Origin of the sequence: Fictibacillus sp. b24 (genome assembly GCF_030348825.1) — a bacterium.
Taxonomy (GTDB): Bacteria; Bacillota; Bacilli; order Bacillales; family Fictibacillaceae; genus Fictibacillus.
Genome location: NZ_JAUCES010000005.1, coordinates 3,477,187 through 3,490,465 on the forward strand (window position 1 = coordinate 3,477,187; position 13,279 = coordinate 3,490,465).

Consider the following 13,279-nt stretch of genomic DNA (forward strand, 5'->3'; position numbering starts at 1 on the left):
AAAAATACCCCTTTTAGAGACCGGTAAACAAGGGAATCGAATAAGAAAAGATAATTATTAATAAAGATAAAGTTGAGAGGAGTTTAATATGAAAAACATTTTGGTCTCTGGCGGCACAGGATTCATTGGAAAACATATCACTCAATTGATGCAAAGTACTTATAAAATCTTCATTCTTACTCGTAATCCAGAAAACAAACCGAAACAAAAGAATGTCACGTATATAGAGTGGCTGACTCCTCACAGCACGCCCGAAAAAGAGCTTCCTAGAATCGATGCTGTTATCAACCTTGCTGGCGAATCCATCAATGGCAGATGGACAGATGAAAAGAAACAAACTATTTTAAACAGCCGTTTAAAAGCAACAGAATCGCTATTGAATCTCGCTGAAAAATTACCAGAGCCTCCTTCTGTTTGGGTGAACGCATCTGCGATCGGATACTACGGAACATCTGAAACAGAAGTATTTACAGAAGACACGGAAACTCATGGGACGGATTTTTTAGCTGAAGTGGTTAAAGCGTGGGAAACAAAAGCAAAAGGTGCAGAAAGTCTTGGCTGCAGAACAATATATACAAGATTTGGGCTCGTTTTAGGCAGGGATGGCGGAGTACTTCCACAGCTAAGTCTTCCCTATCGATTTTTTGCTGGAGGAACTGTTGGTTCAGGTGAGCAATGGGTATCGTGGGTTCATGTTGAAGATCTGGCAAACCTTATAAAAGCAGCAATCGAAAACGAGCAATATTCAGGTCCCGTGAATGTGACTGCTCCACACCCTGTTACGATGAAAGAGTTTGGTCAAGTAACAGGTGACGTCATGCATCGCCCACATTGGCTTCCTGCTCCTTCGATCGCGTTTAAGCTTCTATTCGGTGAAATGAGCATGCTGATTTTAAAAGGGCAGCAGGTGCTTCCCGATAAAGCACTGAACAATGGTTTTCAATTTACTTATCCTCATCTAAAGGGGGCTTTACATGATTTGTTACAATGATAATAAAAATAATTTATCAGGTGACACATAATGAAAATATTAATCCAAAAAGCAAAAGTCTATCCTATTACGAGCAATGAATTGCAAAAAGGAGATGTTCTTGTAGAGAACGGCAAGATCCTAGCTGTGGAAAAGCATATAGAACCTACATCTGAAATGGATGTTATTTCAGCTGAAAACCTTCATCTTCTCCCCGGATTTATTGATGTCCATACTCACTTGGGACTTTATGATGAAGGTACTGGCTGGGCTGGTAATGATGCAAATGAAACCCATGAAGTGCTTACCCCTCATATCCGCGCCATTGATGGCTGTCATCCGTTAGATATTGCCTTTAAAGATGCTGTTCGTTTTGGAGTCACTACCGCGCATATTATGCCAGGAAGTGCTAATGTGATTGGTGGAACGACTTCTGTTATCAAAACGCATGGTAATGACATTCGAAAAATGATCATTAAAGAAACAGCCGGTCTGAAAATAGCGCTTGGAGAAAATCCAAAACGCATTCACAGCGGCCGTCATAATGATTCCATCACCCGCATGGGTATCATGGGTATGCTTCGTGAGGCTTTTTATCAAGCGAAAGACTCAGCATACCAAGATAATCTGCGTGTCGCACCGATCGCAGCTGCATTAAACCGTGAAATACCCGTTCGAATTCATGCGCACCGCTCTGACGATATTCTGTCTGCTATTCGTTTTGCGGAAGAATTCAACCTTGATTTTCGAATTGAACATTGTACAGAAGGCCATTTGATTGCTGATGCTTTCAAGGATCTAAACTTAAAAGTGAGTGTTGGACCAACTTTAACTCGAAAATCAAAAATCGAACTAAAAAACAAGACATGGGACACATATCGCATACTATCTGAAAATAATGTTGAAGTTTCGATTACGACCGATCATCCTTACGTTCCTATTCAATATCTAAATGTTTGTGCAGCCATTGCTGTACGGGAAGGTCTAAGTGAAAAGAAAGCACTTGAAGGGATTACGATTGCACCCGCAAGAAACCTTGGAATTGATAATCGTGTAGGAAGTATTGAGCCAGGAAAAGATGCTGATTTATCCCTTTGGACCGAGCATCCTTTCCACTTTTCTGCAAACCCTGTAATGACCATGATTGACGGAGAAATAATTTACAAAAAATCTACAAAATAACTATTTTCTTTTTTAAAAAAATGTCTTATGATACAAGAAGAGCAACATGCGGATTATCGAATCCGGGAAAATTTAAAAGTCGCTCTAATAGCTAAAGTAAAAATTATTTTTATAAATTAAATATTGAGCAAGGGAAGGCAATTGGTGCGCCACCAGCTTTGACTGGTCCTAGTGGGTTCGATTCCCACCCCGAATTAATTTTTATTCTTAATTCGAGGGTGGGGGATACTTCTGCCCTCTAGGAGGGATTAAATTGTTGAAAAAGCGTGATTTAACGGAGAGTCATGTTCTTTACAATTTAATGGTGCACCCAGAAGTCTTCCCTTTTGTACGCCAAAAAGCTGCTTCTTTTGAGGAGTTTATGTTCCTGACGAAGCAAACGCTAGAGGAAGAAGAACAAGGAAAGATTATCTCCAGAACGATATTGGATGAGTGGCAAAATCCAATCGGCACCATTAATCTATTCGATGTCCAAGATGGCTATGGCTTCCTTGGAACATGGATTGGTCAGCCTTATTTTGGAAAAGGTTATAATTCTTTAGCAAAAGAAGCCTTCTTTTCTGAGTTGTTTTATGAGAAGGATATCCACACTGTTTTTATGCGTATTCGTAAAGTTAATGTCCGGTCACAAAAGGCAGCCGAGAAAATTCCTTACGTTACCCTTGCAAACGAAACAAGAAAAGACGTTTACGATCAGCTCAACCAAGGCCAAGATATTTACAACTTATATCAGATTGAAAAAGATAACTACCTCATGCATCAGCTTCGCACACAGACACAGCCTCTTGAAATTGTTGAAGAACAGTTAAAGGAAGCTTAATACAGGTAACATGACGGCGTGCTCTGCACATACTAACACCACCTTCACTTTTTGAAGGTGGTGTTATTTTAATTAGGAGGTATGATCATGAAAAGCAGCAAACAAGAAGCAAAAGAGAGAAATAACGATTTAACCAAAACACAAGAAATCCTATACAAGGAAGAAATAAAATCTGCAGAATCAACTGCAGAACAAAAAGAAATGACGAACGAGGATTATTCGTAAAAAGGATGATAATTCCTTTAATAAAATCCTAAAAACTGCACATTCTATATGTGAGGACAAGTTCCTCACTAGCTTTTGTTTTACGTTTCAAACATCGTGATATCTTTAAGGAGGTATTTGTGTGGAAAAACGTAACCGAAAGTCCCCATCGCACAACAATGCTAAAGCTTCTCAAGCCAAAGGACTTGACGTCGAGTACTCAAGTGAATTGGCAGATCAAAACGATCTTGAAGCACAAGCACGTGCACAAGCCGCTGACCGACGCCAAAAAAACGGCCGTCGCTAAGTGCGAAAAGACCTGCTGGGATAGCAGGTCTTTTTTTAATATAGAAATCTTATACATTTTTTATGTTGTGGATAAAGTTATACACAGGTTTGTGGATATTGTGAATAATTGCTTAGTATGATGAAACATTATTGTGCAAATATGTGCAAATCATATAAGTTATACACATTTTCTGTGGAAAAGCATGTGGATAGTGTGTATATTTCTGAATTTTTAAAGCTTTAAATTTATTATTTAATTTCGAGTGTTTTAATAATTTTCGCAGGGTTTCCCCCAACTACTGCATTGGAAGGAACATTTTTAGTTACAACCGCTCCAGATGCAACGACTACGTTATCCCCAATCTTCACTCCTGGATTGATAATCGCACCTCCACCAAGCCAAACATTATTGCCTATTTCCACAGGCTTGCCGAATTCAGCGCCTGAATTTCGTTCAACTGGATCTAATGGATGAGTAGCCGTATAAATATGAACGCCTGGTGCGAGCATACAATTATCCCCAAACCTTACTTCGCAAACATCTAGAATGGTGCAGTCAAAGTTAGCAAAGAAGTTTTCACCAGCATGTATGTTATAGCCATAATCGCATCTGAAGTTTGGTTCGATTCCTATATTCTTACCTGTTGAACCGAAAAGCTCTTTTATTAGTTCACTTCGCTTATCCAATTCTTCTTCTGTGGTCATATTGTATTCTCTAGTAAGTCTCCTTGCACGAGTACGCTCATCCATAAGCTGCTGATCGTCTGGCCGGTACATCTCGCCATCTAACATCTTTTCTTTTTCAGTTTTCACGAAGTACTCTCCTCTCAAGTTGTATACTAGAATGTTGTTTAAAAATGATGTTTTTGTTAATTTTGTTCATATTCTTCCTCGATAAGTTGATTGGAGTGCAAGGTGCGAGACTCCTGGGGGGGGGATCAGCGGGACAGGTGAGACACCTAAGGGCGCAAAGCGCCGAGGTGGCTCACCGGACGCCCCCCGGAAAGCGAGCAACCTGTAACGGAAATCAACACTTTCAAGAGCAACAACGGTTTACTTAAATCTACATACTTTATTTACGTACTAATGTACAAACTGCCTCTACTTGAGCAGTTTGCGGAAACATATCCACAGGTGTGATTTGTTCAACTTCAAATCCGTTACTTATCAACATGTGGACATCTTTTGCTAATGTTGATGGATTACATGAAACGTAAACCATTCTTTTCGGTTTAATTTTTACAACCGTTTCTAAGAATGCAAGATCACACCCGGTTCTTGGAGGATCTACCACTACAACATCAGGCTGCCAACCCTCTTTTAACCATTTTGGCAGCAATTTCTCAGCTTTTCCGGCCTCATAATGTGCATTTGTTATATGATGCTTCTCTGCATTTTCTTTTGCATTCAAGATGGATTCTTTTATAATGTCCATCCCTCTAATCTCTTTTGCTTCGTTTGCAAGCCACATACCGATTGTTCCTGAACCGCAATAGGCATCAACGACTCTTTCTTCTCCCGTAAGTTTCGCTTGTTTTTTCACTTCGTTATACAGCTTGACGGTTTGCTCTGGATTTAATTGAAAAAAGGCACGTGCAGAAAGTTCAAAACTCATGTCACCTAAGTGTTCTGTAATTGTTTCCTTTCCATAGATCCCTTCTGTCAGTTCTCCAAAGATGAGCGATGTTTTTTCTTCATTAACATTCTGAACAAAGGATGTAACCTGAGGAAGTCTTTTCTTAATCTCAGAAACAAAAAGGTCTTTTTTCGGAAGTTCATTTGTTGCCGTTACGATGACCAGCTGAATCTCATCAGTACGAAAAGCGGTTCTCACAACTATCGTACGAATGCTTCCTGTTCGTTTTCTTTCGTCATATACAGATAGGTTTAGATCACGAATAATTTGTTTCACTTTATTTGTCACGATATTCGTATCTTCATGCTGTACAAGACAATGATCTATGTTAATCAACTTGTGTGAATTGCTGCTGTACAGTCCGGCAATAACGGTATCATCGATTTTAGCTACTTGGAATTGAGACTTATTTCGATAGGACCAAGGCTCGTCCATTCCAATCGTTTTACTCACATTCAGCTTATCTTTCGAAATCTTCGTGTATCTTTCGAAAGCTTGTACAACAATATCTCGTTTTTCTTTAAGCTGTGTTGAGTAGGTCATATGCTGAATCTGACATCCACCGCACGTTTCATAGATCGGACATGGTGGTGTTACTCTGTTCTTGGATTTTTTAAATACTTTTTTAATTTTTCCTTCTGCTCGATTAGGAAAAACTTTTGTAATGATAACAGAAATCTCTTCACCCGGAATCCCACCTGGCACAAAGACAACCTGCCTATTATAGAATCCAATTCCCTCACCATTAATACCCATACGTTTAATGGAAATGGGTACTGTCTGACCAACTTTCATTATGGGACTTTCTTTCTTCGTATTTTTCATATCTTTATCACTCGTTTCTTAGCTAAAGTGGCTTTTCTTATTGTAGACGAAACCGCTCGCTTCTACCAACTTCAATTCATTTAAAAAACACAGTTTTATTTTTAGAAAATCAAAAATAAATCTAAAGTCAGATTGAATCATTGTTATTACCTTGTATAATAAATAAACGAAAGCGCTTTCGTTTATTTTCGAAACCGCTTTCGATTTAAGATGAATTCAATTTTATAAGGAGGATGAAAATTCTTTGAAGAAAACTTGTGCATTTTTATTGAGTGCTTTATTAGTTATACCTAACGGTGTTTCTGCAACTCCGAAAGAAGGTGCTGATTCTGTGAAAAATAAAACGCAGCATAAACCAAAATGGTCTCTTACCTGGTCGGATGAATTCAACAAACCTCACATTGATCCTAATAAATGGACGCACGACATTGGAAATTGGATCAAAGATGAAGATGGTAATAATGTGGCCCCTGGATGGGGTAACGATGAAAAACAATATTATACGAATTCTAAAGACAACTCTTTTGTGAAAGATGGTAAATTAGTCATTCGTGCTCAAAAAGAAACCACCACTGATGATACAGGAACATATGATTACACGTCTGCTAAACTAAAAACAAAAGGGTTATTTAGCCAAACTTATGGAAGATATGAGCTCCGTGCTAAATTACCTACTGGAAAAGGCTTTTGGCCTGCTCTTTGGATGCTTCCTGAAAAAGATAAATACGGCGGATGGGCCGCCTCAGGAGAAATCGACATCATGGAAGCCTGGGGCAGCAGACCAAATGTAGTAGCGGGCACCATTCATTATGGGGAAACGTGGCCAAACAATCGCTATACAGGAAAAGAATATGTGCTGCCTGAAGGACAAGGAATTAATACGTGGCATACATATGCTGTAGAGTGGGAACCAGGTGAGATCAGATGGTACGTAGATGGAGTGCTGTATCAAACTCAAAATGCATGGTACGCAAAAAATCAAAACAATCCTATAAATTTTTCATACCCAGCTCCATTTGATCAAAACTTTTATTTAATCATGAATCTTGCAGTTGGTGGCCATTTTGATGGAGACCCCGATGAAACGACTACCTTTCCACAACAAATGGAGATCGATTACGTCCGTGTTTATGATTTAAAAAATGGTGACTACCGTGATCCAGTAGAGCCAACACCACAGCCTGTAGAATTGCCTGCAGATGCGAAACAACCATTAGCTGACGGAAATTTAATCTATGATGGGAACTTTGAAAAGCCTTTTACATTCATCACACAGAATGAGCAGACATTAGATAACTTGTACTGGAATCTTGTTACTCTTCCCGACTTTGGCGGTGAAGCATCTGTAGACATTGAGCCAATCAATGACAAGAATTTCGCTAAAATTTCAACTGCTACACCAGGCTCCTTTCTACACTCTGTCCAAGCCATCCAAAATGTATCACTTGGTAAAAGCGGAAAATATAAAGTCAGTTTTGATGCAAAGTCAACGGCTGATCGACAAATGGTTGTGAAAGCAGGAGGTGGAGCTGATCGAGGCTGGAGCAAATATTCCAACGAAGAATCCATCAAGCTAAGTGACAGCCTTCAATCTTATGCTTTTACTTTTGATATGCTCGCTGAAACGGATATAGCTGCTCGACTTGAATTCAATCTTGGAAATAACGGAACGGCTCCTGTGTGGATTGGTAACGTACGTGTAGAAGAAGTTACAAACGAGCCGATTGATGAGGCTGCTTCAAAAACCCCTCTTAAAGACGGCAATCATGTATATAACGGAACCTTCGATCAGGGCAGTATGGATCGTTTGACATATTGGAGTTTTGAATCAAATAACAAGAAAGATAAAGCGACTGTAAGTGAGGAATCACGTGAATTTCATGCGAAACTAAAAGGACATCCTTCTAAGGCAACAGATAAATACCTTGTCCAAAAAGGGATTCAACTGATTAAAGACAATGAGTATGTTTTATCCTTCAAAGGCAGAGCAGATAAAGACCGGGAAATTAAGATCGCGCTATTGAATGAGGATGGCAATATATCGTATATAACTCCTCAGGAGATGGACTTAAACAAAAAAAGTAATCAATTCGAAATGAAGTTCAAGCATACTGGGGAAACAGACTCTAACAGCCAGTTGATCTTCTATTTAGGCGGAGACTCTGCAGATGTTTATTTGGATGATATTGTTTTAAAAACAGAGGTGGATATGAATCCTTTGCAAAATGGAGATTTTAGTTCTGGTCTGTCTAACTGGAGCAACTATGTCCATTTTGATGCAACTGCGAGTGTAGAGAGTGAAAATGAACAAGCTAAAATCAGCATTGTCAACGAAGGAAATGAAACTTGGAGTGTCCTTCTAGAGCAAGCCAATCTTGCATTAGTTGAAGGACTTCAGTATGAGTTACGTTTTACAGCACGCTCAGAAATTGCTCGTGACATAGAGGTGACGCTCGAAAACGCACAATATAACAGATATTTTAATGAAAAAGTACAAGTAGGAGCTGAAGAAAAAAACTATACTTATACCTTTACTCCTTCAGCAACAGATACGATGTCACTTAAATTCCTTCTTGGGAAAAGTACTCAATCCCCAATAGGGACACACACGATCTTTTTAGATAATGTGGAGTTGAAAGCAGTAAAATAAATTCATTTAAAGACGCTTAAATTCTATTCTCGCCTACAAAGTCGAGTCAGATTTTGAGCGTTTTTTTATACGCCTGCACAACAACTAACTTTAAAAGTAACAATCCTTTAGAAAAGAGCTTCAAAAAAAAGAACCTTTGTCTTAAAACAAAGGCACAAATCATTGAAACAATAAAGGCGGCGCAGATTTATTTGTTTGCAAATCATCAAGGCTCTTAAACGTATAGCCTCTTTTTTGAAGAGCTTCTATCGTTGTCTCTAACGCATCAGCGTTATCTTTTGAAACAGTATGAAGCAGCATAATACTGCCAGGGTGAATCTGCTTCATGATTTGGTTGTACGAATATTCCCAACCACGCTGTTTATCGGTTTCCCAATCCAGAAAAGCAAGTGACCAGAACACATGTGTATAGCCTTCTTGTTTTGCAAGCATGATCGTTCTTTCACTAAATACACCTCTTGGAGGACGTATATAGTGCATATCCGTTCTGCCAGTCAGCTCAGTGTATCTTAATTTTACTTTTTCAAGCTCATTTTTCAATCGAGCATCGGATACTTGGGTAAGGTCTGGATGGTGGTATGAGTGGTTCCCTACAATATGCCCTTCTTCAGCCATTCGTTTTATTAGGTGAGGGTGAGTCTTCATAAATTGTCCGGTTACAAAGAAGGCAGCAGGTACTTTCTTTCTCTTCAATACATCCAAAACATCATCGGTATAACCGTTTTCATATCCGTTATCAAATGTTAAATAGATGTCTTTCTTAGCAGGATCCCCGATAAAAAGACTATCGTATTTTTGAATGAGCTCCATAAATCTTGCGTCAGTAACAGGAGGCTTTTCTTCCCCCTTTTTCTCAAAGTACCATTCAAGCTTTTGATTAGATACTCCTCGTTGAGCATAAATAACATGTGTTTGTGCAAAAAATAAAATAGAAACCAATATTAGGTACAGGAGCCGGTTGATTCTCATAATACATCCTCCTTCAAACGACAGCCTATACCTTTATTTTGCAGTAAATAAAGAAAAGCATGCTAGGGATATAAAGGAAGTAATATTAAGTATGAATTCGAATGTGACATAGCGCTCGTAAATCTTGAGAATCGCTCATAAATCTTGAGAATCGCTCATAAATCTTGAGAATCGCTCATAAATCTTGAGAATCGCTCATAAATCTTGAGAATCGCTCATAAATCTTGAGAATCGCTCATAAATCTTGAGAATCGCTCATAAATCTTGAGAATCGCTCATAAATCTTGAGAATCGCTCATAAATCTTGAGAATCGCTCATAAATCTTGAGAATCGCTCATAAATCTTGAGAATCGCTCATAAATCTTGAGAATCGCTCATAAATCTTGAGAATCGCTCATAAATCTTGAGAATCGCTCATCCAGCGTGCACTATGTGCCGCTGGACGAGCATGTATTAACTGACTTGAAGTTTCCATTGCTGAAAAAAAGAAAAAAGCCACGAACTGTGGCTTTCAAAACAAATTTATTTAAATACTGGATCTTTAAACTGCTCGAGCTTCTGTAAAGATGACTTTTCAACATGTTCATGAAGACTGTTTCCGTGGGAATCCATTGTTACAACTGCTGTAAATCCATTTACACGAATGTGCCACATTGCTTCTGGAACACCGAATTCCATCAGATCAACACCTTCAACTTTTTCCATACACTCCGCATAATATTGCGCTGCACCGCCGATTGCGTTTAGATAAACACCGCCATATTCCTTAAGAGCAGCAAGCGTTTTTGGACCCATTCCGCCTTTACCGATTACTGCGCGGATACCAAACTTTTTCATGATATCCCCTTGATAAGGTTCTTCACGAATACTTGTTGTTGGTCCTGCTGCTTTTACGACCCAGTTGCCTTCAGCGTCTTTCGCCATTACCGGACCACAGTGGTAGATGATCTGTCCGTTAAGATCAATCGGTGCGGGATTATCCATAAGGTGCTTGTGGATCGCATCACGGCCAGTATGCATCATACCATTGATCGTAACTACGTCTCCTACTTTCAGCTCGCGGATTTGCTCTTCTGTAATCGGCGCTTCCAACGTTACGCTTCTTGTTTTTTCTTCTTGTTGTTCTAAAGCTGCAGCTGCTTCTTCTTCAGCTTTATTGAAATCTACTTCTTCGCCTTCTTGATACAGCCATTCCTGGATCTCGCCTGTTTCAGCGTTCAATTTCACTCCTAAGCGGCGATAAGCCCAGCAGTTGTATGCTACAGAAACGAAGAAACTTGCAGGAATACGATTAATTACGCCAACTTTACAGCCTAATAGCGTTGTCTCGCCGCCAAAGCCCATCGTACCGATTCCAAGCTTATTGGCATTCTCCATCACATACTCTTCAAGCTTGCGAAGGTTTTCATTCGGATTAACATCATCTACTGAACGGAACAGCATTTCTTTAGCTAGCTCATATCCAGAAGTACGGTCTCCACCGATGCCTACGCCGATAAATCCGGCACTGCAACCTTGGCCTTGTGCTTGATAAACAGAATGCATGATACATTTACGAATACCATCTAAGTCTCTTCCGGCACGGCCCAATCCTTCTAACTCAGCAGGGAGACTGTATTGAATATTCTTATTCTCACAACCTCCGCCTTTTAAGATCAATCGTGCATCAATATAGTCTTCTTCCCATTGCTCAAACTTAATAACAGGCGTACCATCACCAAGGTTGTCCCCGCTGTTATCACCTGTGATAGAGTCAACAGAGTTCGGGCGCAGCTTCGTATCTTTGGTTGCGTCTGCAATCGCTTGGCGAATTGCTTTTTTCATCTTAATCTGATTTGCTCCTACAGGAACTTTAATTTTAAAAGTAGGAAGTCCTGTGTCCTGACAGATCGGCGATACATTTTCATCTGCTTTTAAAATGTTATCTGTAATCGTATCTAAGGACATCGCAGCGCGTGTACCTGCATTTTCTTTAAGCTTTGCAGCAAGAATCGCACGGCGAACGTCTTTTGGCAATTTAGTTGATGTTTCAACAATCAGCTTGTACATGCTTTCTTGAAATTTCTCCATCTCTTCACTACCCCTTTATGACTTGCTATTGTAAGCGTAATCAAAATTATTAATGAGTCCATTATAACAAAAAAAACCGTCTCTTTAGTAAAGAAACGGATTTCAGCTTATTTTTCTTCCCAATCGTGACGGAATTGTTTGCACTTTTCTTCTAAGTCATCAAGCATTCCAATAATTCTGTCGATCTCTTCAATTCCAGCTGTTTCAGCATCTATAGAATCTAAAACATCAACTAATAAATCAATACGATTTTTAATATATTCTTTTTGAGAGGATTTATCCTGAATAGAGTTACCCATGTTGATCTCTCCTTTCCATCCACTCTACTTTAACAAGGCCAGCCGATTTTGCCAATACAGAATTAAGCATTTGCCAACATAAGTTTAGCCTTTTTCTTTAACGTACGTTCAGTTAAGATAGAAATTGTCCATTTTGGTCGTGAAGGAGAATAGTTAAATGGTATTAAAAACGAATTTAAAAGCGATAACCCCAGATTATGATCCGTGGGAAGCTTATTTAGATATGAGTGAGCACCAAAGATTGCAGCTATCCAATATCGAAATTACAACAACGACTCTTTGCAACATGCGCTGTGCTCATTGTGCTGTCGGTTACACTTTACAAACCAAGGATCCTGAACCTCTTCCGTTGGACCTTGTCATCAAAAGACTTGATGAGATCCCTCAGTTAAGAGCGTTCAGTATCACTGGCGGCGAACCGATGATGTCATTAAAATCGGTTAAAAACTATGTTGTGCCCCTATTAAAGTACGCTAAAGAACGAGGTGCACGCACACAGATTAACTCAAATTTAACTTTAGATTTAGCGCGTTATGAAAAAATTATTCCTTACTTAGATGTACTTCACATTTCCCATAACTGGGGAACGCTGGAGGAGTTTTCTGACACGGGCTTTGCGATGATGGATAAGAAACCTTCTGTCGAACAACGTAAAGCTTATTTTATCCGCCTTGTTGAAAATGCTAAAGCACTGACTAAAGCAGGTGTTTTGGTATCGGCTGAAACAATGCTCAACAAAAAGACTCTTCCCTATTTAGAAGACATACATAAACATGTTCTCGAGATGGGCTGTCAGCGCCATGAAATTCACCCGATGTACCCTAGTGACTTTGCGAGTGCACTGGAGACCCTTTCACTAGATGAAATGCGTGAAAGTATTCATCATCTGCTTGATGTTCGGGATAAAGAAACTTGGATGCTCTTTGGAACTCTTCCTTTTTATTCATGTTCAAATAATCAAGAAGATCTAGAACTCATCAAAAGGCTCCGATCAGAAGAAAATGTTACAGTACGTAACGATCCCGACGGACGTTCAAGACTAAACATTAACTTGTTTGATGGCAATATCATTGTGACTGATTTCGGAGATGCTCCGGCACTCGGGAACATTAAAGATACAAACTTGCTCGACGCTTATAAAACCTGGAGTGATTCAGCGCTTGCAAAAGAGCTTAGCTGCCACTGTCCTGCGGTTCAATGTTTGGGACCAAACGTACTCGTTAAACACTCTTACTACAAGGACACCGACTTTATGTTGAACACGTCTAAGCTTTAAAGCGTTAAAAAGTTATAAACTTTACAAAAGTAAGTTTAAATCGTATAATAATAGGAAATTATATACTGAAGTTTTAGCTTTGTACTAAT

General features: G+C 39.3%; 13 protein-coding genes. 8 read left to right on the forward strand and 5 right to left on the reverse strand.

Features of this window, described 5'->3' with window-relative positions; all coding sequences use genetic code 11:
- Positions 1 to 88 precede the first annotated feature (88 nt).
- From QUF49_RS18290 to QUF49_RS18310, 5 genes are all read left to right on the forward strand, one after another.
- Entirely contained in the window at positions 89 to 991 is a 903-nt protein-coding gene (locus QUF49_RS18290; RefSeq protein WP_289497105.1) for a TIGR01777 family oxidoreductase, read from the forward strand.
- A gap of 30 nt (positions 992 to 1,021) precedes the next feature.
- On the forward strand, positions 1,022 to 2,152 hold the full coding sequence (locus tag QUF49_RS18295) for an amidohydrolase (RefSeq protein ID WP_289497106.1): 1,131 nt from the start codon (positions 1,022 to 1,024) through the stop codon (positions 2,150 to 2,152).
- Positions 2,153 to 2,405: 253 nt separating this feature from the next.
- The gene (locus tag QUF49_RS18300) at positions 2,406 to 2,972 is read left to right on the forward strand and encodes a GNAT family N-acetyltransferase (protein WP_289497107.1); all 567 of its coding nucleotides are present in this window, start codon (positions 2,406 to 2,408) and stop codon (positions 2,970 to 2,972) included.
- 87 nt (positions 2,973 to 3,059) lie between these two features.
- Complete coding sequence (locus tag QUF49_RS18305) at positions 3,060 to 3,197, forward strand: hypothetical protein (RefSeq protein ID WP_289497108.1); 138 nt, start codon at positions 3,060 to 3,062, stop codon at positions 3,195 to 3,197.
- A 121-nt stretch (positions 3,198 to 3,318) separates the two neighbouring features.
- Complete coding sequence (locus tag QUF49_RS18310; RefSeq protein ID WP_289497109.1) at positions 3,319 to 3,483, forward strand: YfhD family protein; 165 nt, start codon at positions 3,319 to 3,321, stop codon at positions 3,481 to 3,483.
- 230 nt (positions 3,484 to 3,713) lie between these two features.
- On the opposite strand, the gene QUF49_RS18315 is transcribed toward QUF49_RS18310, so the two are convergent.
- Positions 3,714 to 4,277 (reverse strand): maltose acetyltransferase domain-containing protein, encoded by a 564-nt coding sequence (locus QUF49_RS18315; RefSeq protein WP_289497110.1) that lies wholly within the window; start codon positions 4,275 to 4,277, stop codon positions 3,714 to 3,716.
- Positions 4,278 to 4,363: 86 nt separating this feature from the next.
- Here QUF49_RS18315 and QUF49_RS18320 point away from each other — a divergent pair, with 86 nt between their 5' ends.
- Positions 4,364 to 4,525, forward strand: coding sequence for a hypothetical protein (locus QUF49_RS18320; protein WP_289497111.1), 162 nt, complete (start codon positions 4,364 to 4,366; stop codon positions 4,523 to 4,525).
- 11 nt (positions 4,526 to 4,536) lie between these two features.
- On the opposite strand, the gene rlmD is transcribed toward QUF49_RS18320, so the two are convergent.
- Complete coding sequence (gene rlmD, locus QUF49_RS18325; RefSeq protein ID WP_289497112.1) at positions 4,537 to 5,925, reverse strand: 23S rRNA (uracil(1939)-C(5))-methyltransferase RlmD; 1,389 nt, start codon at positions 5,923 to 5,925, stop codon at positions 4,537 to 4,539.
- A 268-nt stretch (positions 5,926 to 6,193) separates the two neighbouring features.
- Here rlmD and QUF49_RS18330 point away from each other — a divergent pair, with 268 nt between their 5' ends.
- Positions 6,194 to 8,575, forward strand: coding sequence for a carbohydrate binding domain-containing protein (locus tag QUF49_RS18330; RefSeq protein WP_289497113.1), 2,382 nt, complete (start codon positions 6,194 to 6,196; stop codon positions 8,573 to 8,575).
- A 159-nt stretch (positions 8,576 to 8,734) separates the two neighbouring features.
- On the opposite strand, the gene pdaA is transcribed toward QUF49_RS18330, so the two are convergent.
- The 3 genes from pdaA to QUF49_RS18345 form a co-directional block, all read right to left on the reverse strand.
- On the reverse strand, positions 8,735 to 9,544 hold the full coding sequence (gene pdaA / locus QUF49_RS18335) for a delta-lactam-biosynthetic de-N-acetylase (RefSeq protein ID WP_289497114.1): 810 nt from the start codon (positions 9,542 to 9,544) through the stop codon (positions 8,735 to 8,737).
- Between the two features lie 523 nt (positions 9,545 to 10,067).
- Positions 10,068 to 11,615, reverse strand: a complete 1,548-nt coding sequence (locus QUF49_RS18340) for a fumarate hydratase (RefSeq protein ID WP_289497115.1) — start codon at positions 11,613 to 11,615, stop codon at positions 10,068 to 10,070.
- A 107-nt stretch (positions 11,616 to 11,722) separates the two neighbouring features.
- A complete protein-coding gene (locus QUF49_RS18345; RefSeq protein WP_066243343.1) occupies positions 11,723 to 11,914 on the reverse strand; it encodes an SE1561 family protein in 192 nt (63 codons plus the stop codon).
- Between the two features lie 157 nt (positions 11,915 to 12,071).
- On the opposite strand from QUF49_RS18345, the gene yfkAB reads away from it, so the two are divergent.
- On the forward strand, positions 12,072 to 13,190 hold the full coding sequence (gene yfkAB / locus QUF49_RS18350) for a radical SAM/CxCxxxxC motif protein YfkAB (RefSeq protein WP_289497116.1): 1,119 nt from the start codon (positions 12,072 to 12,074) through the stop codon (positions 13,188 to 13,190).
- The last annotated feature ends 89 nt before the right edge of the window (positions 13,191 to 13,279 follow it).

Excerpts from the sequence above, each read along its gene's own strand:
- QUF49_RS18290 (WP_289497105.1), top strand. The coding sequence starts at position 89 with ATGAAAAACATTTTGGTCTCTGGCGGCACAGGATTCATTGGAAAACAT.
- QUF49_RS18305 (WP_289497108.1), top strand. The coding sequence starts at position 3,060 with ATGAAAAGCAGCAAACAAGAAGCAAAAGAGAGAAATAACGATTTAACC.
- QUF49_RS18345 (WP_066243343.1), bottom strand. The coding sequence starts at position 11,914 with ATGGGTAACTCTATTCAGGATAAATCCTCTCAAAAAGAATATATTAAA.
- pdaA (WP_289497114.1), bottom strand. The coding sequence starts at position 9,544 with ATGAGAATCAACCGGCTCCTGTACCTAATATTGGTTTCTATTTTATTT.
- rlmD (WP_289497112.1), bottom strand. The coding sequence starts at position 5,925 with ATGAAAAATACGAAGAAAGAAAGTCCCATAATGAAAGTTGGTCAGACA.
- yfkAB (WP_289497116.1), top strand. The coding sequence starts at position 12,072 with ATGGTATTAAAAACGAATTTAAAAGCGATAACCCCAGATTATGATCCG.
- QUF49_RS18340 (WP_289497115.1), bottom strand. The coding sequence starts at position 11,615 with ATGGAGAAATTTCAAGAAAGCATGTACAAGCTGATTGTTGAAACATCA.
- QUF49_RS18295 (WP_289497106.1), top strand. The coding sequence starts at position 1,022 with ATGAAAATATTAATCCAAAAAGCAAAAGTCTATCCTATTACGAGCAAT.